This window comes from Pseudomonas sp. FW305-7, assembly GCF_058786735.1.
Genome location: NZ_JBYSZA010000072.1, coordinates 1 through 749, shown reverse-complemented (window position 1 = coordinate 749; position 749 = coordinate 1). Strand labels below are relative to the sequence as shown.

Genomic DNA, 749 nt, shown 5'->3' with positions numbered 1-749 from the left:
CACAAACTGATCTTCGGCGATGACCAGACGGTGTTCCCGAAACTCAAACCCGTGGCCTATCAGCAAGACTCCGGCATGGTCGCCAGCGACCCGGTGATCAAGCGCTTCGACCTGCGCCTGGAAACCCGCACCAGCCGCACCACGCGTCGCGATTACGACTTCGAAAAACCGCGAATCACCCTCGAAAGCGAAAACCGTGGCGACGCCCTGCCCGACCTCGAGGACTACGACTACCCGGGCCGATTTGTCGACCGCGAGCGCGGCAAACACCTGGCCAAACGCGCCCTCGAACGTCACCGCAGCGACTTCCAATTGGCCGAAGGCAAAAGCGATCAACCGTTGCTGGTCAGCGGCCATTTCCTCGCACTCACTGCGCATCCAAAAGCCAAGTGGAACGACCTCTGGCTGCTCACCGAAATCCTTCACGAAGGCAAACAGCCGCAAGTGCTGGAAGAGTCGGTGACCAGCGACACCACCGCGCTGAAAGACGATTTCCACCAGGGCTACCGCAACCGCTTCCAGGCCACCCCGTGGGACGTGCCGAACCGCCCGCCCCTGCGCCACCCGAAACCGCGCATCCTCGGCAGCCAGAGCGCCGTGGTCACCGGCCCCAAAGGTGAAGAGATCCACTGCGATCAATACGGTCGCGTCAAGGTCCAGTTCCACTGGGACCGCGAAGGCCAGGCCGACGACAAGACCAGCTGCTGGCTGCGCGTCTCCAGCGCCTGGGCCGGCGCCCAGTACGGCGG

General features: G+C 63.6%; 1 protein-coding gene. It reads left to right on the top strand.

Annotation, left to right across the window (positions count from 1 at the left end):
* The coding region (gene tssI / locus AC3WMT_RS30860; RefSeq protein ID WP_492578081.1) for a type VI secretion system tip protein TssI/VgrG at positions 1-749 on the top strand (749 nt) is incomplete at both ends.